16 protein-coding genes are annotated in these 18,608 nt (G+C 37.9%); 5 read left to right on the top strand and 11 right to left on the bottom strand.

The window, feature by feature from the left end; translation table 11 throughout:
- Positions 1 to 455 precede the first annotated feature (455 nt).
- The 8 genes from ACIPK1_RS12805 to ACIPK1_RS12770 form a co-directional block, all read right to left on the bottom strand.
- On the bottom strand, positions 456 to 1,850 hold the full coding sequence (locus tag ACIPK1_RS12805; RefSeq protein WP_086298824.1) for a glutamate decarboxylase: 1,395 nt from the start codon (positions 1,848 to 1,850) through the stop codon (positions 456 to 458).
- A gap of 29 nt (positions 1,851 to 1,879) precedes the next feature.
- On the bottom strand, positions 1,880 to 3,289 hold the full coding sequence (locus ACIPK1_RS12800; protein WP_005230559.1) for an amino acid permease: 1,410 nt from the start codon (positions 3,287 to 3,289) through the stop codon (positions 1,880 to 1,882).
- 25 nt (positions 3,290 to 3,314) lie between these two features.
- Complete coding sequence (locus ACIPK1_RS12795; RefSeq protein ID WP_005230557.1) at positions 3,315 to 3,956, bottom strand: hypothetical protein; 642 nt, start codon at positions 3,954 to 3,956, stop codon at positions 3,315 to 3,317.
- A 1,104-nt stretch (positions 3,957 to 5,060) separates the two neighbouring features.
- Positions 5,061 to 5,279, bottom strand: coding sequence for a DUF7006 family protein (locus ACIPK1_RS12790; RefSeq protein ID WP_400451100.1), 219 nt, complete (start codon positions 5,277 to 5,279; stop codon positions 5,061 to 5,063).
- Positions 5,280 to 5,464: 185 nt separating this feature from the next.
- Positions 5,465 to 8,566 (bottom strand): WxL domain-containing protein, encoded by a 3,102-nt coding sequence (locus ACIPK1_RS12785; RefSeq protein ID WP_301389516.1) that lies wholly within the window; start codon positions 8,564 to 8,566, stop codon positions 5,465 to 5,467.
- Positions 8,567 to 8,570: 4 nt separating this feature from the next.
- The gene (locus ACIPK1_RS12780) at positions 8,571 to 9,629 is read right to left on the bottom strand and encodes a DUF916 and DUF3324 domain-containing protein (RefSeq protein ID WP_301389515.1); all 1,059 of its coding nucleotides are present in this window, start codon (positions 9,627 to 9,629) and stop codon (positions 8,571 to 8,573) included.
- Between the two features lie 82 nt (positions 9,630 to 9,711).
- Positions 9,712 to 10,524, bottom strand: coding sequence for a WxL domain-containing protein (locus ACIPK1_RS12775; protein ID WP_301389524.1), 813 nt, complete (start codon positions 10,522 to 10,524; stop codon positions 9,712 to 9,714).
- 32 nt (positions 10,525 to 10,556) lie between these two features.
- The gene (locus ACIPK1_RS12770) at positions 10,557 to 10,898 is read right to left on the bottom strand and encodes an LPXTG cell wall anchor domain-containing protein (RefSeq protein ID WP_301389514.1); all 342 of its coding nucleotides are present in this window, start codon (positions 10,896 to 10,898) and stop codon (positions 10,557 to 10,559) included.
- 330 nt (positions 10,899 to 11,228) lie between these two features.
- On the opposite strand from ACIPK1_RS12770, the gene ACIPK1_RS12765 reads away from it, so the two are divergent.
- The 3 genes from ACIPK1_RS12765 (at position 11,229) to ACIPK1_RS12755 (ending at position 14,364) form a co-directional block, all read left to right on the top strand.
- Positions 11,229 to 12,722, top strand: coding sequence for a helix-turn-helix domain-containing protein (locus tag ACIPK1_RS12765; RefSeq protein WP_400451071.1), 1,494 nt, complete (start codon positions 11,229 to 11,231; stop codon positions 12,720 to 12,722).
- 309 nt (positions 12,723 to 13,031) lie between these two features.
- The gene (locus ACIPK1_RS12760) at positions 13,032 to 13,682 is read left to right on the top strand and encodes a flavin monoamine oxidase family protein (RefSeq protein WP_400451069.1); all 651 of its coding nucleotides are present in this window, start codon (positions 13,032 to 13,034) and stop codon (positions 13,680 to 13,682) included.
- Positions 13,564 to 14,364 carry a flavin monoamine oxidase family protein gene (locus ACIPK1_RS12755; RefSeq protein WP_400451099.1) on the top strand — a complete coding sequence of 267 codons (801 nt, stop codon included), beginning with the start codon at positions 13,564 to 13,566 and terminating at the stop codon, positions 14,362 to 14,364. The genes ACIPK1_RS12760 and ACIPK1_RS12755 overlap by 119 nt, the downstream gene beginning before the upstream one ends.
- Positions 14,365 to 14,788: 424 nt before the next feature.
- On the opposite strand, the gene ACIPK1_RS12750 is transcribed toward ACIPK1_RS12755, so the two are convergent.
- On the bottom strand, positions 14,789 to 15,241 hold the full coding sequence (locus tag ACIPK1_RS12750) for a GNAT family N-acetyltransferase (protein ID WP_005230546.1): 453 nt from the start codon (positions 15,239 to 15,241) through the stop codon (positions 14,789 to 14,791).
- A gap of 389 nt (positions 15,242 to 15,630) precedes the next feature.
- Here ACIPK1_RS12750 and ACIPK1_RS12745 point away from each other — a divergent pair, with 389 nt between their 5' ends.
- Together ACIPK1_RS12745 and ACIPK1_RS12740 are read left to right on the top strand one after the other, a co-directional pair.
- Complete coding sequence (locus ACIPK1_RS12745; protein WP_005233209.1) at positions 15,631 to 16,050, top strand: MerR family transcriptional regulator; 420 nt, start codon at positions 15,631 to 15,633, stop codon at positions 16,048 to 16,050.
- A 75-nt stretch (positions 16,051 to 16,125) separates the two neighbouring features.
- The gene (locus tag ACIPK1_RS12740) at positions 16,126 to 16,992 is read left to right on the top strand and encodes an aldo/keto reductase (RefSeq protein WP_008380285.1); all 867 of its coding nucleotides are present in this window, start codon (positions 16,126 to 16,128) and stop codon (positions 16,990 to 16,992) included.
- 376 nt (positions 16,993 to 17,368) lie between these two features.
- Here the strand turns inward: ACIPK1_RS12740 and ACIPK1_RS12735 are convergent, their stop codons facing one another.
- Both ACIPK1_RS12735 and ACIPK1_RS12730 read right to left on the bottom strand, forming a co-directional pair.
- Positions 17,369 to 17,983, bottom strand: coding sequence for a CPBP family intramembrane glutamic endopeptidase (locus ACIPK1_RS12735; protein WP_008380288.1), 615 nt, complete (start codon positions 17,981 to 17,983; stop codon positions 17,369 to 17,371).
- Between the two features lie 54 nt (positions 17,984 to 18,037).
- Positions 18,038 to 18,286, bottom strand: coding sequence for a hypothetical protein (locus tag ACIPK1_RS12730; RefSeq protein ID WP_008380289.1), 249 nt, complete (start codon positions 18,284 to 18,286; stop codon positions 18,038 to 18,040).
- Positions 18,287 to 18,608: the final 322 nt, after the last annotated feature.

Here is an 18,608-nt window from a genome sequence, read left to right as displayed (position 1 = left end):
TTATGAAACAAACAAGCGCAGTAAAAACAGGCCCTTTCTACACATACTTTTCCTTCACTTACTCCCCAACAAACCATGACTGACAAACAAAAACCCTCGATGCAAGACGAATTTCCCTAATAATTCCCTCACAACAACGTTCTAAGATTTCCTTTTTGTTTATGTAAAACGTTCTTCTCTAAAAAAATATATTTAGACCATAATAATTAATACTATCACAAGCCAGAAATGTCAATAAATGAAATTATCAAGCGCTGTTTTTTTACTTTCTCTTAAAAAACGACACTATCAAGTGCTTACCCGTTCTTACAAACAAAAAAATCAAAGGCAGTCGATGCAACCGCCTTTGATTTTTCTATAAACCAATGTTCATTCAGTCTTGCAAAAAACGTTTCATAAAGGGACTTTTTATTCATTGAAAAAAGCAATGAAAGGGTTTCTAGCGATACCGTTTCTTAATGTGAAAAGCCATAGGTTTGATCGGATGAAACATGACGGCTTGGTCGCTTGTTCAAGCGCTCGATTCCTTCTTTCATGTCTTGCACCAGATCCATTGCCATTTGCATACTTAAATCTGCCCGACAGACAAAGCGTTGGATATTGATATGTGATAGATTATCAGGTAATGGATAGGTAGGGACTTGCCAGCCTTTCATCGCAAATTCATCCGTCAAATCATACAGATTCCAAGAAATATCGGCATCTTCTTTTAATTTGTAGCAGACGATCGGCAACCGTGAACCATCATTATAAATATCGAAGTAACCCATGTTTTCAATCTCTTTTGCTAAATATTGGGCAACATCGCTGGTCTTTTTGTGGATCAAGCGGTAGCCTTCAAACCCATTGCGGATAAAGGTGTAATATTGTCCGATGATTTGGCTGGCGCTTCTTGAAAAGTTGATGGCCATCGTTGGCATTTCACCGCCAAGATAACTTACTTTAAAGACCAACTCTTCTGGTAAGAAATCTTTTTCTTTCCAAAGCACCCAACCGATACCAGGATAGACTAACCCATATTTATGTCCAGACGTACTGATGGAACGAACGTTTTTCAAACGGAAATCCCATTCAAGTTCTGGTTCCATAAATGGTGTGTACAATCCCCCACTAGCCGCATCCACGTGGATGTAGACTTTGTAGTCGGTGTGTTTGTTGTATTCCTCTAATTTCTTATCTAGTGCTTTGATATCATCGTATCGTCCAGTGTAAGTGATCCCTAAAATACCGACGACCCCGATCGTATATTCATCTAAATAGTCCGTGACCTTTTCGACATTGATGCTGCCATGTTCTTCATCGATAGGGATCGTCCGCATTTCAATGTCCCAGTAGACACAGAATTTTTCCCAAACGACTTGATAGGCAGAAGAAATCACTAAGTTTGGTTTTTGTTTATTGATATCTAAGCCAAGTTTTTTTGCCCGATTGCGCCAAGCAAATTTTAAGGCCAATCCACCTAGCATACACGCTTCACTTGAGCCTACCGTTGATGTACCGATAAAATCGGACACTTCTGGGGCATGCCATAAATCAGCGATCATATTGACACAGCGGTTTTCAATTTCTGCTGTCCGTGGGTACTCGGTTTTATCGATGGCGTTTTTATCAAGGGTTTCACTCATAATTTTGACTGCTTCTGGTTCCATGTAGGTTTGACAGAACGTCGCCAAATTTTGTCTTGAGACCCCTTCATCGATCAATTGATCTTTGACTAATTCATAGGCATCCCGCGGTACCAAGGACTCTTTTGGTAATTTGTACATAGGGATCGCTTGATCCATTGCCTCATTCCCATAGATAGGCTCCAAATATTGGGCTTCTTTTCGATTTTTTTTACTAAATAACATGCAGCTCTCCTCCTCATAGGTTGTGCTTTTTATTTTTTATCGCTTGCTTTTTCACCTACATATTTATAGATGACAAACGGTATCACGACAATAATCAGCCAACTGATGATCAAGATGGCTAAATAGGTTCCGCCCTTTCCGGTGCCGATATCGCTCGGTGGAAAGAAGGAAATAAAGAAAGAAAAAATAGAAACAAGCAAACCAACCATCGCAACACCAATTTTCACATTTTTCCCACCAGGAATATGATACGTTCTTGTTAAGTCGTCTTTTTCTTTGACTAATTTAATATAGGAAAGAAACAAGAGGACATAAGCCACTAGATAGATGCAGACCGTCAACGCCATCGCAACGAAGAAGGATAGATTGGCGCCTCCACCGCCTAATGTCAAGACAACCGCCCAAATGGAAACAATGATGCCTTGTACCAAAACGATATTGATTGGGACGTTGTGTTGATTGACTTTGGCCATTTGTTTTGGCAGCAAGCCATTTTCAGCTGCTTCAAGCATCGCCGTCGATGGGCCGACCACCCAAGCAGCAATTTCTGCAATGACACCTAAACAGATGACCACGGCAATCAAACGAACCAGCCATTCCCCGCCGCCAAAATGATGGATCAAATAAGAATAGGCTTGAATCACGCCAGTATCAAGAGACAATTGATTTTGGGGAATCGTGGCAGCCACCGTTGCCCCACCTAACGTATCCAAAAGAATCGTTGCTACAACTAAAATCAAAATAGCTTTCGGGTAATTCTTTCCAGGATTATCCATGTCTTTTACGTGACTGGCAGAAGATTCAACCCCTGCATAGGCCAAAATAAAGGAAACAAAAACGACCAGCGTATTGATTTTCGTGAAATCAGGAATCCATGCACCTGATCCAAAAGAAACTTTGACGGGATTCCCTTGAGCAATGTAGACAATTCCTAAGATAAAAAGAATGATCCCTGTTGCGACGATCCCCACAAAGAACCCTACTTTGGCAATCTTCGCAGTATTTTTTGTTCCGCCAAATTGCGAGATCGTGATCAGCCAAAAGATCACTAAAGTGGCAATCAGCTTCAGCCAAACATTCGTATTAAGAGCCGGCCAATTTAGGGCATAGGAAAGCGCCCCGACAATAAAGTAAATCATCGTAATAAAGCCTACCGTGATTTGGAACCATTGGAAGAAAATGGCAGCAAAGCCCCATTTTCTCCCTAATGTTTTTGAGACCCAGGTATAGAGTCCCCCTTTTTCCCATCCCTTTACAGTAGCCATCTCCGCAGAGCAAAGGGCTACAGGGATAAACCAGAGGAAACCGCCGACGAGTAAATAAAAAACTAAATTCATCTTCGATGTCGCAAAGGTTGGATACTCATATACCGTCATCACCATTGAAGCAGTTATTGCAAAAAAACTCAACAATGATAGTTTTTTCTTGCTAGTATCCATTTTTTTTACCTCCTATCGTTAGATACTATTTTTCAGCAGCGGAAGATAGATCAATATGGTACGTATGTGTCAAATCTCCATCTGCTTTAAATTCGATTTCGACCGCTTTGATCGCTGGCAAACTTTGTTCTTGCGCCACTTTAAAATGAATAAAGCCATCTTTATGTTTGTCATGGGTCAAAATCTCATCATCTAAGTAGTCCACAAACACTTCCGCTTCTACTTTTTTGCCATCATTCAACACCAAGTAGGCTTTGTCAGGTTTGATTTTTTTGTCTTTCGAATCTTCATTAAACAATTGATATTTCAGTGAGAGCAATGTTTTGTATTCTTTGTCTTTGTCTTTGAATTCTTCTACATTCACGATTTTTACATGATTCACTAAAAAGCGAATGTGGTCCCAACCAGCATTTTCATAATTCGTTTCATACCAAACGACGTCTTTGATTTTCGGATCGATTCCCTTAGTTACGATTTCTTCAAAATACCCGTCATCACTCAATTTTTCACTTCCCACAACTACTTCATCTGACGAATCGCTGATCAACGTTTCCGTTCCAGACCCAGAGACCACTTCCCCTGATTCTTCCACTGTTGAGCATGCACCTAGAGTAAACAAAACGCCTACACCTAAAACGAAACCTGCAACTAATGATGTTTTCTTCATTGTAAATCCTGTCCTTTCTTTTATTATTTTTATTCCATCTCAGGTATACCATTTAACCCCAAAAAGCGAATACCTAATTTTTTATTTTAAAAACAAAAAAACGCGAAAAATAATTCGCGTTTCAGTGCTATCATGAAGTGCAGATAAGAACAATGACCATTGAAAAGAAAGGACTGAGTTTTTTTGAGAGCGCTTGTGGTCATCCTAACCGCCGTTTTGTTAGGTATCAGCCCTCTTTCAGCTGACTTTTATCTGGAAAGGACAGACAGACATACTTCTAACGCAACGATTTCTCGGATAGAAGTTGCCCAAAATGAGTGGGCGCCTACTGGATCAAAAAGATTTGTTGGAACGCTGATGCTTCCTGATGCAAAAGGCAGCCTGTTGACAGCTGACGGGCATTTTCTGAGAAGACCTTCCAAGCTTGCGACGAATAGACGCGTAGCAATAGCAGCTTGTAGGGTTCAAAAAACACCCAAAATCGCACGGGGCAGTCATCTGTCTCAGCGCTGTAGCTCTTTAGCCCCTACGACTTTGCGGTTAGAAAAAGCGTGTCAGGCACGGCAATCAAACGTCCTTAGCTCTCATCCGAGTATCTGGTGTCGTACATGACGCCTTCATCCACAGGGTTTCCGCAGTGATGGCACATAGGTAAGTCAAAAACAAATGATCCTCAAAACGTTTATCCTCCGGCGTATCCTAGACAAATCTACTTCCCCATCCTGAACAAAAAAATAGCCACTACCTACTTTCCACTTACTTGTGCCATCCTCTGCTTGATAAAATGATCAACATTTTTTGATTGAAAACAAAAAATTGCCTATTCTGTTTTGATCATTTTTTAGTGATCGATCATTGCTTAGCTAGCTAAGCCCCAAAAAAAACAATTCGTCTAAGAAAATAAATGTATTTTCTTAGACGTTTTTTTTCAATGTCTATATACGATGTTCACCATTTTAATTATACAAAATATCTTCATAAAAGTTTTGGCTATTTTCCTTACTGATCAATAATAACAACAAAAAAACACTCGAAAAGCAATTATTTTCGAATGTCCTTTGTTTTATAAGAACGTGAAATGAACTTTATAACGCAACATTCTCTTTATGCCTCAATAATAAAACTCAATTGATTTCTTAAATATAAGATGCTCAAGGAAATTGTCGTGGAAGAGTGCAACCCAGTCTTCTCCCTATAGTAATAGCTACTATCTTCTTTGATCTGCTGAATCACTTCTTTTTCACTATAAACTTCCAGAAAATCCCAGCGCAAATACTCTATTAAAATTTGAATTTGCGCATCAACAGCTAAAAGATGTCTAATGACTTGGAAAGAATCAAGTCATTCAACAACTTCAAATACTGTTTTTAAAATGTTCATAATAAGCTGCCAATTTGGGATAGTCAAAGACAATCTTCTCAAGAATCTCTTGATCAATGAGTTGTAAATACTCCTCAAAACTAGAAATCATGTGAATGGTCATCCTCCTTGTCTTTTTATGACAGTGCTTATTCATTCTCAGGAACCATACTTAGTTCCCATGTCAAAGTTGTTTTGTAATGATCAGCTTGTGGATTTGCTCCTTGCGGGATATTCAATGCAACACTATTATCGGCCGTATTTTGATCACCAAAACGATATATCCAAGTGCCGGTTCCCGTCTCTCTACTTGCTGTAAGTAGAATATGTCTTTCTTCAGGTACTAAGGCTACTTCTTCTGGCATTCGAATAGTAGGTTCAGATCCACCTTGAGCTGTCGCGAGTTGTTGATTCATGAACCGTAATTCTGCACCTGACAATTCATCACCAGCCTCATTTGCAAACTGTGTATTTTGAGTAACAGATATCTCCCAGCCAAATCTATCTGCTTCAGAACGTCGATCACTAATTTGTACATAATTAGGACGCTCTTCACCTTCAATAACTTCTCCATTTTCATCTAAAAGGCGTTGTGTTTGCGCGTAGTAAGTTTTATCGATAGCTGAAATAGACTGTGCACCGAAATGAAACTGTGAAGCAAAATCTATGCTTAAAAGCCCCTGATTTTCTGGAATTTCAGGTTTGTTATCTGGAGTAACTTCGATCTCGGGATTTAGTGGATCAACTGGGGCTATAGAACTCCTTCCAGAAACTTCCGTTCTCGTAGCCGGAGGAAATATTGCATCAAAAAGTTCTTTTTCACTAACAGGGTTCCTATTTCCTACTTTATCAGTTAAAAATATTTGAAGCTCATCTCCTTCAGAAATGGTATCTGCTAATATGGGCAAGTCCCATGAACCATCTGGATTCACTGTAGTAGTAAGCTTTTGTCCGTCCACATTCTCTGCTACCTGTCCATTGATCGTATAATCTACTAAAACACCAACTTCTTCTGAAGAACCGCTGATGCTATTGGAATCCTCATATACTTGCCTAGCTATTTTGGCTGGTTTTGGAGGGGTTACGTCAGTGACTATTACTTCAGCGGATTCTTCTGACCCTCGACTGCCAATTCGAATATCTTTTGCAACAATTTTTTCACCAGCTAGATTGAAGTCTTCTGAACGATACGATATATATCCATCTGAGTCCGTCACCAATCCTGTATGCTCTATGCCAAACGTATCTATAATTGTTCCAGTTGCTTGTCCTTCTGAAGCATAGACGGGTATATAATTCACTTCTCCATCTTCATTAGCACCTTCATTATCGGGAACATAACCAACAATGACTCGCGCTTTGATATTCAAGTGAGCATCCGTTATTTCTTCATCAAATATAACACTCGGGATTTGGGACATTCCAGAAATACGTCGAATTGTATTTTGATTAAATGACTGTAATCCTTCAGCAGTCGTTGAAACGGTTTGCTGGGTTCCTCTACCAGTCACTATAAATTCTTCTACTTCTGTAAAATTGCTATCTGATGGACCTAATGGATTCGACGAAACATTCCAAAGATCTATATCAGAATTTCGAATGGAAAATCGATTCGATGCCGAATTATTAGCAGCTATTGCTACTGCGATAGAGGAATTCCCAGAAACCAGATTTCTAATATCGAAATTTTGGGGTTGGTTCAAAATAAATTGATTTCCTGTATAAGTAACATGGGCTGTTCCACTATCATTAGATGACATATCTATCAATGGTCGAGTACTATTCCCAATAACATAGAACTCAGCATGTGGTTCAACACTTATAGTTGTGTTACTTCTAGAAAAGGCAATAACGGAACCACTTCTTGATCGACTTGTTAGATTGACTTGAGCACCCGACCTTACATCCATTCTCGCACCGTTAACTTGAAGCCTGACTGCATTACCAGGCATTGTTACATTAAACGTTGCATTCTCTCCTACTGTTAGTTGACTATAGTTCAAATACACAGCTGGGTAAGTTGTTCCAACTGTTTGTGTTTGCCCTAACTGTACATAACTATTGTCTCCTATCACGAAACCTTGATTTCGTGCAGAATCTGTTGTCCTTGACAAATACCTATACCATAAAACGGATACGTCAACTAAGTTTACATTCCCAAAATATGTCGTATTAGAATCTAACTCAATATCACTTAATATAAAGTTTTCATACCTTGTATTAATATTATTAACACCGTACATTTCTATACGCCCATAATCATTAATTGCTAATCTAGTAATATTACGAGTTGTAGTGATATTTCCAAAGCGAACTGTCCACCTGTTCACTGAGGGAGCACCTTCCATTACACGGATATTTGTAGATGTAGCATCGGTCGCTTCTGAATCGAAATGAATATTATTGAATTCTAGCATACCTGTGGTGCCATTAATGACCGCAGTATTTGTCGTTATAATATTGTTTCTCATATTTATAGTATGACCATTCCCCTCAATCATCAGACTCGAATTTCGGATCAATTGAGTTACTGTAGCGTTAGGTGCTGATATATCAGATTGAACGGAAATTTTACTGATTTCATTATTACGAACCGCTGTTTGAAACTCTGCAAAACTATGCACTTCAGTTACTCCAACTTCATCTTCGACAGCCTCTTGCGTTTCTTGTATTTCTTGTGCTTCTTGAGAATCAGTCCTATCACTTTCTTTTTCTGTATTTTCAGCTTCTTCATACACAGGGTTGTCATCACTGGTTTGCAGAATCCTTACAACTGTCTTAGCTTCATCAACAGAAGCTTCAAAGACTCCTGCTTCTTTAAAAATTACCGGAATCATAAACTCAGCTTGTACATTTTTTGAGTAAATATTCCACCCTATTTCTGACTTCTCCACAGATAAATTTTCAGAAAGGTTCCCTTCATCTATATAGGCTTCATCAGGTAATTGAATGGTTACTTTATCTACTTTATTTTCTGCATGATAGGAAAGAGATATTATTTCGCCAACTTTTCCTGACCAAAAATCCTTACTAAAAAAAGAATTCTTCTTAGATTCTACCTCTGAATCCACTGAAGTGGTTGATTTTAATAAGTCTTCATAAGGAAGGGGCAGACTTTCATCTGTCGAAGGAACTGTTGGTGAATCGGTAACGTTTTCTGCCAAAGCCATATTCGTTGAAGAGACTATCGTCGTTAATCCAAGTAAAAACACAACACCGACAACCATGCTTTTTTGAATCCCTCGTTTCAAAATATCACTCCTTTTTGTCTTGGACGCGTTTATTTTTCTTTCTTTGTACAAGCAAATATATAATTATTGCTAGTAGGCAACTAATAAAAAATATTCCGCCAATAAGCAGCCAATTCGGACTAGAATCAATTGTTACATCTTGCCGGTTTAATGACCGGGCAGTCTCTCCTTCAATTGTAAAAGGCCGTTCCCATTCCCATTCATCTTCTCCAGATATAGCTTTTAAGCGCAGAATATAATTCCCACTTTGGAACCGGTCACCCTCTAAGGAGATTGGAAAATGAAAATGTGAGTTAGGCGCCATCTGCAGTTGCTCAGCCTGAGCCTCATACAAAACGTCATCCTCACCTTCCCTGTATACCGTTGCTTCGACACTCATCCGGTTAATAAAGGCTGGTGCGATATTTTGAAGGGTCGCGCTAATTACATTTCGGTAGTTCAATTGATCTGCAAACACATCCAAAAGGTTTAGTCCCGGAAGGACACTGTCTCGTTTATTGCTTACGACTATCCCTAGTACATAAGCAAATTCATTTTTTATTGCGACCCCTTCACCACTTTCTTCTGTGGTATCTGTTTCCTCTCGCACCTCAGCGATCCTTAGCCCCCCAGCTAAAAAACCTTGAAATGTTTTTTGAGGCATTTTTAAAGGAATCTCGATAGTTTTAGTTTCGTTTCCAGAAAGTTCGACTAACTCTGGCGTTTCAATCAGTTCCGATAGTGAATGGACTAATGTTGGATCTGGATCTGAAGCATCTTTTCCATATTCAACTACACCATGAACATTGGTATAAGCAGTATGTGGAGTAATCGCTACTTGGATCGTTTCGTCGTTGGCATTTTGCAAAGTTACCGCTAATGTTTCAGTTTGCCCAGGTTCCAAATTTAAATCAAAGTAGCGTTTTGAATCATCTACTTGATTTTCAGAAAACTCGGGAGTGACATAAAACCCCAATTGACTTTCCTGTGCCTGACTAAGTACTGGAAAACCTATGATCAAAAAAGCTATCAAAATACACTGAAAAAGCCTTTTAGCAAAGCGTACATCCAGTATTTGGTTCATTGATTGTTTCCTCCTTTAAAAAAAGGCAGTGTTACAGAAAATTCCTGCAGCACTGCCAACCATTTCTTACTTAAACGATCATTTAAATAGCATCACCAGCATCACTGCCAGGAATAGCTGTCAATTCCCAAGTTAATGTCGATGTGTATGTCGTCGCATCTTTCGCAGTTGAACCTGGTACAGACAAACGAATTGCATCGTTCTCAACAACATCAATGTCTTCGTTTGCAAACTGATCATTTAGATCTGCTTGGTTCCCCCAAACAACAGAAGATGCACCAGCTCCTTGACCTTCCTCTGCCTTCATCACAGAGACTGCACCAGCACCTGGAATCAAACGCAGGCCATCCGCGTGGTTACTTGGCGCATTTTGTGCATTCGTACCTTCATATTGGATTCGAGAAGCCATCAAACCCACTTCGGCTCCTGTCAACACATTGTTTTGTGTGTTTGAGGTGAAGTCATCCAAGCTGACTTGTAAGTCCCACCCTGCATTGGTTCCACGTAAATCTTGAACTTGAGCGAAACTCACGTAGGGAACTTCTGTTGGTCCGTCTTCTTCAGGATTGGTTAAACGAGCCGTTTCTGCGACCATGTTATAAACTTGGTCTTGATTCGAAATCACTTGTGAACCAAAATTCATATGGGCAGCTTTTACGATAGATAATGGACCGGTGGTTCCTGGTACCTCGGGATCAATCTCCACATCCGGCGCATCTGGATCTGTTTCCGGCGGAAGAACCTCTAAGTCGCCGTCATCTTCTCCAGCTGGACGGAATTCAATTTGACCATCAGTCGTGACATCACGCACTTCTTGTGCGAAAGCTGCAGCTGCACCTCCAGCTAAAATAGTAGTAGATAAAGCGGCAATTGTTGCTAAACGAATAAATTTCATCATTAGTTTCCTTCTTTCTTTTATTTATAAGCTCATTGATTGGGTTGTTCTTCTTGCTTTGCCCGACGAAAAATAATCAGTATAATTAGGACGAGGAAACCTATCCCCAACAAGGTGAGCCAGTGTCGCCTTTGATCATTGGTTTGTGGTAACCGTCCGTTTGGTTTGTTTTGTCCATTGCTTGGCGGTCTTGCGATCGTATCCGGGGGACTTGGTTCAGGGGCACCGATTGGATCATATACCCCAGTAAAGCCAATCGTACCTTCAGTTTCCACTTTTTGAACTTCCTTAGCGTATCCTTTACTAGGAATCATTCCTCCCAACACAAGTACCAGCAAAAGAAAAAGTACATAGCTGGTTTTGTTCTTCTTCATTTCCCTCCTCCTTCAGCACTTCTCACATATCAAGATGATTACGTGTTACTTGATATATTTCACAGTACCAAGGTTACTATCCAAAAAAAAGGATGTTTTTTGCACAACGTACCGCAAAAACCGTCCGAGCCATATAATTGAACTATCGCCATTCTCCCCTGTATAATAAGCCCTGTTCAAACAAAGGAATGAATAATAATGAATTTTGTATCATTGGGCATTGATTTTATAGTTATAGGTTATGAGGTATATGATGATACAAAAAGAATGATAAAAAATCGAAACCATCATACCATTAATTAAAAAATTCATGAGAGAGAAGGACTAATGATGAAAGATTTCCAGCTAAATCTTATAACAAATAAATCTAAAGTAAGATGGATTAAAATGTTAGATTTTTTCGAAAAAAATCCCCATGCAACAAGTCTCCAATTAGCTGAGAGTGCCGATAGTTCTCAGCGTACTGTTGTTTCTGAGCTAGTAAATCTAAAAGAATATTTTCAAGATGTGATCGAGATATCCTCTTCAAAACATGGTTATTCTTTTTCAAAATTACTATCAAAAGAATATCTTAATAAAAAACGCAGTATCGTTAAGGACGAACCGCTCTTTATTATTTTAGAAGCCATTTTCCATAATAACTTATATTCAATCTCCGAATGGGCTGAGAAATTTTATCTCTCTGAAAAGACAATGATAAACTATTTAGCAAAAGTGAAAAAAGAATTGAATAAGTTTAATCTAGATCTTTCTTTCACCCCTGTTAATATCATTGGATTGGAAGTTGATACTCGCTATTTCTTCCTATTATTTTATTATGAATCCGATCTAACGCCACATACAGTTCTTCCGACAGAAACCGTCGAAAATGCCGTGGCTAATTTCATTGATTTACTTAACATTAAGAGAATACAGCCTACAACATTTTCCTATTTTTCTTATTTGCTGCTTATTGCTATCGAGCGAGCAAAAAACAATCTATCAATTAATTTAAATAACGATATAGTACGGATTATCAAACATTCCAAACTGTACGATCAATTATTTTATATTAGTCAAACAATTATTGAGAACCATTTCAAACAACGTATTTCTGAAGAAGAATTTATTTACATATTTACCTCTTTGATTTGCAAAAGAAACTTGGAAAATGTTAATGAAGAAAAAATATTTTCAAATACATTTGATAATTGGCCTACTATAGACTTTCTGGTAAGAGAATTCCATAATCAATTCCTATACCATTCTCAAAACAAATCAAAAGACATTATTTTATTAGAATCTTTTTTTAAAGCTAATAAACTAAACGAATTGATTTCTATTACCAACCTTAAAAATACCAATGATATCAATTTTTATGTAAAACATAACTTTTCAGAAGAATTCTACGCTTATATTGAATTTCTGGAAAGCAACACTAATTTCCTCTCTGTTTTTTCACCATATTTTTTAGAGGATCTAGCCACACGCTTGGTTCTTCATATTGAATCTTTGAAATACTCCTATTGGGAAAAAAGCCAAAATATCGCTTTTATTTTTGAAGGGAACAGCTATGCTAGTCAATATTTGACAAGCTTTACAAAAAGCATTTTTGGTGCATTCCATAAACTATACTTCCCATACGAAAACCAACTTAATTTGGACTATATTAGAGAGAATAATATTGACGTGATTGCCACGAACTATACTGATCCTTCTTTCGAGGAATTAGGCGTTGATTTAGTTCTATTTAAAAGGCTTCCTGATGCGGAAGACTGGAATAGGCTACTTAAAATAACCAATCCAAGATTCGTCCAAAGTTATAATATTACAGACAAAGACTAATAAGATTTGAACAAACGGTTATTACTTTTCTTATTGGCTTTTGATCTACTTTATTTCTGTACTAGTAAGATTGTAATTTAGATACTTTGGTCATTGTTACTAGTAGCTAACTATTCATCTACAAATAGAGGTGAAAAGGGGACAGAATTACCGAATGAAATGAGTGCGACATATCTAATACTGGCAAAGCAGCCGGTTTATATATATACGCACCATAAAGAAGGGAATAATTCCAAAAAAATAATTATTGACTTTATAGTAACTCTAGCGTTTACGCTGTAGTTACTACGACAGGAGGATGAACATACTATGGAAAAAAAATTCGAAGTAATCGTCATTGGTGCGGGGTTTTCAGGGCTAGCTGCAGGAATTGCATTGAAAGAGAAAGGAATTTCATCGTGTATTTTAGAAGCGAGAAGCAGAGTTGGCGGTCGTGTGGAAACAAAATGGCTTGATAATGAGTTACAGATCGACTTAGGTGGTCAATGGATCGGCCCCACACAAACAAGAATGTATGAATTAGTTGAAAAATATAATATAAAAACTTTTCCTACTCAATTATTTGGTAAAGGACAATATAACTATAACGGTGCACTCCATGAACAAGAACCAACGGAGATAAGTGCTATCTTTGATTTGATTGACCAACTAGCAGCAAACATAAATTTAGCTGAACCATATTTAAGCCTAGATATCGACTCACAAGATCGCATAACTTTAGCACAGTGGCTAGAGCAAAACATTGAGGAAGTGGAAATTGCATCTTATGTTGGGAGAATTTTAGCCGGAGGTTTATTAGCCAGTGATGCAGGGGAAGTATCGCTCTTTCAAATGCTCTACTATTATTGCTTCGGGAAATGGTATTCGAAGTCTATTAAACGCAAAAGGCGGCGCTCAGCAAGATCGTATTTTCGGTGGTCCCCAAGCTATAGCAAATGCAATGGCACAAGAGTATGGTGAAACTTTATATACTGATCATGCGGTCTCAAGCATTGAAAAAGTTGAAGAAAGCTATTGTGTAACAACAAAACACGGAGAACAATTTTTTGCCCAAGATATAATTATTACTTTGCCTCCTTCGGTTGTGAACAGCAAAATAGATTTCCAGCCTAAACTACCTATTTGGAAGAAAAAGACACTGCAAAACATCCTGCAAGGAAACGCAGCAAAGTATCACGCAGTATATGATCGTCCATTTTGGCGCGAATTAGGTTTGTCAGGTCAATTGAATCAAAGCCGTGGTTGGATTATGGAGAGTGTCGATAATTCAGTACCTGGAAATCCTGAAGGAGTTCTAACTTTCTTTGTCTATGGCATAGATACAGTCCAATTTCAAAAACTTTCTGAGAATGAACGCCGTAACATCTTGTTAAACGAATTAGCACACGTTTTTGGCGAACAAGCCCTTTCCCCTATAGAATTGCTCACTCAAGATTGGAGCGAAGAAATATACACAGATGGATGTTTCTCTGGACACTTTGTGCCTGGTGGTTTCATTAAATATGGAGAATATTTAAGAAAATCCGTTGACCGAATCCATTGGGCTGGTGCTGAAACAGCAGAAGTTTGGAATGGTTACTTTGAAGGTGCAGTACGTTCTGGTGAGCGAGAAGCAGTCAAAATTATTAATAAAAAGCGTTAGAAAAAGTGAGCGTGTACGTATACTCAGTTAACATCACTAGCAGCTATACAGAGTGATGTTCTTTTATTAGTGAGCTAGTTTAATCATCGAATAAGAGTGGTTGGAAGTTGTGAATGTTCCTTAAATCAATATTATAAGACTAAATTTCCTATTTTATAGTCCAAATTTTTGAATCCTTTTCCATCACCCTTCTATAAGATACATTTATCCACCCAACTTCCTAATCAGGTCATCAGCACTTACTCGTTTATAAGATGCAACATAACCAATAGTTATCTGAAAGAAAAGTTTGTTCCTCTTCATTAGCATGATCTTTCAGTCATAACAGCTTAATTGCAACATATAACAAAGAGTATCTAAAAAACCGGAGTTTTCTAGATACTCTTTTTACATATTTCCCGCAAACGCAAATAATTTTTAACAGCTACTTGTTATCAACTTTCTTCATATAAAGAATTGGATAAGGGTTTCCTTGTTCGTCTAACTCGCTTCTTTTGTATACCTCAAATCCCATATGCTCATAAAATCCTTTCGCCTGAGGATTCTGTTCATTTACTCCCAGTTCATTTACAGAATAGTTTTCCATCCCGTATGCCAAGAGTTTTCTTCCTAGTCCCTTGCCTCTTTGTTCATTTGCTATAAAAAGCATTTCAAGATTTCGATCCGAGATCCCCATGAAGCCAGCTGGCTCTCCATTTTCACTTTCTACGATAATCAAATGTGGCACATGATGCAATGCCTCTGGAATGTATTGCTTAATGGCTTGGATTTCGGTCTCTGACAAAAAGGTGTGCGTCGCCTTAACAGAACTCTCCCATACTTCAATTAATTGTTGCTCTAACTTTTGATTCATACTACTTACTTCTTTTATATTCATGGATAGTCACACTCTCATCAGCTTATTTTCGTTTTTCATAACAAGAATCGCTGTTTCATTGATCCAAGTTAAGAATTTTCAACATCATCATAACATGAGATGGATTTATTTAAAATCTATGGATAAAAACTGCCTCGCTCAAATAGATAACGAAACAATCAATTCTAAGAGAGTATGACTTGCTTTGAAACACACTAAGAAAGGAGCTTTCAATACTGATGATTTCTCAAATCATTCTGTTGAAATAAAAATGCTTGTAGCTTTTTCTTCCCGAATAGTCGCCATAACGAACAAAATATATTCTTTTCAATAAACGATTTTAAACCACTTGCCCTAGAGTCCACTTCAGGGTTTATGATTACTTATAGAAAAGATAAGGAGAACCAACGATGAATATAAAAAAAGCAGCGGAAATGTTTGATTTGAGCGTAGACACATTGCGCTATTATGAACGAGTCGGTGTGATTCCACCTGTCCAACGCAATGAGAGTGGCTATCGGGTGTACACAACAAATGATCTAAACTGGATCTATTTAGCAAAACATTTACGAAATGCAGGATTGTCGATCGAATCGCTAATTGAATTTGCTCAATTGGCACAAGTACGTGAAAGTCAAAACGTCGAAACAGCTCAGAAACAGATTTTAGCCGATCAACTCGAAGAATTAGAGAAAAAGTTAGCAGCAATGCAGGAAGTAAGAGACCTACTTATTTATAAGATAGAAACGTATGATGAGCATATCGCAAAATTTAAAGCAGGAAATATGACCCCTGATAAAGTGGAAAAATTATGGGAACGAAAAAAGTAACATCTTTCACTTGCTATGGACTTAACTCCAAGGTTTAGGATAGAACATGCAATGAAAATTAGAGGAGGAAACATTATGCAAACAATCACACTCAATAATGGTGTCACCATGCCGCAACTAGGATTTGGCGTTTATCAAATACCTTTGGAAGAAACAGCAGAAGCTGTTTACCAAGCAATCAAAGCTGGGTATCGACTGATCGACACTGCTTCTATTTATGGAAATGAAACAGAAACAGGCGAGGGAATCAAGCGCGCCATCACTGAAGGTCTAGTCACTCGAGAAGAACTTTTTGTTACCTCTAAATTATTTATTCTCCAAGCTTCCGAAGATAAAGCGAAAGAAACGATTGAACATTCGCTTGAAACAATGGGATTAACTTATCTTGATCTCTACCTTATTCACCAACCATATGGAGATATTTATGGTGCTTGGCGTTCAATGGTTGCTGCTCAAAAAACAGGAAAATTACGTGCAATTGGCGTTTCAAATTTCAAATCAGCTAAGATGATCGAGTTTGTCGGCTTGAATGAGGCGAAACCTCAAATCAATCAAATCGAAGTGAACCCTTGGAATCAACGAGCGGAAGATCAGGAATGGCATGAAAAATATGACGTCCAAGTTGAAGCTTGGGCTCCCTTTGCAGAAGGACGCCATGACCTATTTACCAATCCGACATTAGCAGAAATTGGCAAGCAATATGGCAAAACGGTTGGTCAAGTTGTTCTTCGCTGGTTGATGCAAAGAGGGATTGTCGCTTTAGCAAAAACAGTTCGTCCAGAACGGATGGCTGAAAACATTGCTATTTTTGACTTTGAGCTTTCCCAAGAAGACATTGAAAAAATAGCCGCTTTAGATAAAAAAGAGTCCGCATTCTTTGACCACGATGCCCCCCAACAAGTGGAATGGTTTATGGAGCGGATGTTAGATACTGAAAGTTAATAGGTTTTTATTGAAGAAAACCAATACAAGTCCGCTCACATTGCAAAAGGAAGCGGACTTGTATTAGTTCTTACTGAATTGTATGTCGTCACTTTTCTTTGTCAGTATGACAATGTTCTTGGAAATAGGGCCAGTGAGTCATCTTTGAACAAGGAGTTGCTTTTCATATTTAGCAGTGGAACCTAAATGATAATCTAAAAAATGACGAAGGACAGACATTCGTAGATAAGAACTGTACAAAACAACATGCCTAAGACGCTTCTCTGACCTCTCAAATGTACTTTCACCAAATATGTTTTAGAGATTCTATACGTACATAATAGATAAATTGCCCCCAATTCTTCTACTATTAAGAGGAAACATTAAGAAGAAATCTTTAGATCAAGATAGCTGCTGCCATCACAACGAAATTATAGAAGCTATGTGCAAAAATGGATTCCCAAATATTTCCCCTACGTAAATAGGTGATCGTCAAATAAAACCCTATGACAAAGTAGGGAAAAAGAGCAAAAAGATTCCCGTTCACATTTACGATATGACTTTCAGTAAAAAGCAAGAGGCTTCCGACAGCAGTGATGATTCTCAACCATCGTTTTTCTCCAACATAAATCAGTGTATAGCGATAAAGCATTTCCTCGAAAACAGGTGCTAGCAAAAGTACATCGAATACAAATGGAAGGGTTCTTTGATCGGAGAGATAAACAAAAATCAACGCATTGAGATCACGAAATAAAAGAATATTAATTAAACCGATAGTGAGGATAATACTAGTAGGTACGATGAGACCGATTTTTATTAGCGCAATTTTATTTATCTTTTTATAACTCTCTACTAAATAGTTACGGAAAAGAAGGATACCAAGTAAAACGAACAATAGTTTTACTCCGAAATGATTATAACTCATCAAATATCTTGCATAAAAAGAAGGAATGCCACGTATTGCTAGCCCCTTCCATAGGACATAAAACAATAAAAATAACCCTCTTTTCAACTTATCCCTCCTAATGAACGAAAGCTTTATACTCCAGATAGTTTTACTCTTCTTTCAGTTCTTCCTATCTCTAAAATAACAATAAACCAAATAACCACTCGAGCATACTAACAAAGGAAGTCCGACATAGAGCATACCAGTTCCTAATGGATAATTAATAGCAAGATCAAGTTGGATATTCTTAAGCTCTTCTTGGCTTATTGTGTCAAAATCTTGAATAGGAATCAAAATCGTTTGTAAAAAAAAGCCAACGACCGTGATAAAAAGACTGAAACAAAAAACGCCGAGTGCAAATTTTTTCATAAGAGACCTCTTTTCAGCATACACTTTATTGCTTTACCATCTTATTATACATATCAATCATTAAAAAAAGAAACTTAAAATATTTTTACACATTATACTTACAACAATTAACAAGGAAACCATCCTATAGAAGTCATTCCTTAGCTGGAAAAAGGAGTCTCCTCACTAATAATTCTTCCATCAAACAACATAGGAAGTGCTTAATTTCCTTCATTCGACTTACTTGAAATCTGCCTCTATGAAGACTAGAAACACGTATCCAAATCACCGCTATCCACCGTATTTAGAGTATCGATGTGCTTTTTTAAGACAGTGCCGAATT

This window comes from Enterococcus sp. NPDC086594 (assembly GCF_044746145.1).
GTDB lineage: Bacteria > Bacillota > Bacilli > Lactobacillales > Enterococcaceae > Enterococcus_D > Enterococcus_D entomosocium.
Note: the sequence above shows the minus strand (reverse complement) of the source record. Positions and strands in the feature narration are given on the sequence as shown.

What these genes read in the sequence shown, in the direction of transcription:
- ACIPK1_RS12805 (WP_086298824.1), bottom strand. Translation starts at nt 1,850, where the DNA reads ATGTTATTTAGTAAAAAAAATCGAAAAGAAGCCCAATATTTGGAGCCT.
- ACIPK1_RS12800 (WP_005230559.1), bottom strand. Translation starts at nt 3,289, where the DNA reads ATGGATACTAGCAAGAAAAAACTATCATTGTTGAGTTTTTTTGCAATA.
- ACIPK1_RS12795 (WP_005230557.1), bottom strand. Translation starts at nt 3,956, where the DNA reads ATGAAGAAAACATCATTAGTTGCAGGTTTCGTTTTAGGTGTAGGCGTT.
- ACIPK1_RS12780 (WP_301389515.1), bottom strand. Translation starts at nt 9,629, where the DNA reads ATGAACCAAATACTGGATGTACGCTTTGCTAAAAGGCTTTTTCAGTGT.
- ACIPK1_RS12775 (WP_301389524.1), bottom strand. Translation starts at nt 10,524, where the DNA reads ATGAAATTTATTCGTTTAGCAACAATTGCCGCTTTATCTACTACTATT.
- ACIPK1_RS12770 (WP_301389514.1), bottom strand. Translation starts at nt 10,898, where the DNA reads ATGAAGAAGAACAAAACCAGCTATGTACTTTTTCTTTTGCTGGTACTT.
- ACIPK1_RS12765 (WP_400451071.1), top strand. Translation starts at nt 11,229, where the DNA reads ATGAAAGATTTCCAGCTAAATCTTATAACAAATAAATCTAAAGTAAGA.
- ACIPK1_RS12760 (WP_400451069.1), top strand. Translation starts at nt 13,032, where the DNA reads ATGGAAAAAAAATTCGAAGTAATCGTCATTGGTGCGGGGTTTTCAGGG.
- ACIPK1_RS12750 (WP_005230546.1), bottom strand. Translation starts at nt 15,241, where the DNA reads ATGAATATAAAAGAAGTAAGTAGTATGAATCAAAAGTTAGAGCAACAA.
- ACIPK1_RS12745 (WP_005233209.1), top strand. Translation starts at nt 15,631, where the DNA reads ATGAATATAAAAAAAGCAGCGGAAATGTTTGATTTGAGCGTAGACACA.
- ACIPK1_RS12740 (WP_008380285.1), top strand. Translation starts at nt 16,126, where the DNA reads ATGCAAACAATCACACTCAATAATGGTGTCACCATGCCGCAACTAGGA.
- ACIPK1_RS12730 (WP_008380289.1), bottom strand. Translation starts at nt 18,286, where the DNA reads ATGAAAAAATTTGCACTCGGCGTTTTTTGTTTCAGTCTTTTTATCACG.